Raw genomic sequence first — 297 nt, forward strand, 5'->3', positions numbered from 1 at the left:
CGTTTGTGGCGTTCGGCCGTGAATACGGGTTGACCGATGCGCAGATTGCTGGGGCCTTGGGCCCGGTCCAGCAAGAATCGCAGTTCGACGTGCATGCCCGCAACCCGTACTCTGGAGCACGCGGCGTCGCCCAGTGGCTGAGCGCGGACCGCATTCGTGAATTGCGCCAGTTCCGGAAGAAGAATCCGAGCATGACCGAGGTGCAGGTTCAGGCAGCATTCCACTGGTACGAGATGGAAAAGATGGGTCTGATGGATCGCTTCCGTAAGATGCGGACGGTGGCGCAGGCCGCAGTTT

1 protein-coding gene is annotated in these 297 nt (G+C 60.9%); it reads left to right on the forward strand.

The window, feature by feature from the left end; translation table 11 throughout:
* Positions 1 to 297 (forward strand): phage tail tip lysozyme (locus tag AC1RP4_RS07935; RefSeq protein ID WP_481763265.1); only part of this gene is annotated, 297 nt, incomplete at both ends.

This window comes from Dellaglioa sp. CoH-56-MRSF-10 (genome assembly GCF_056782175.1).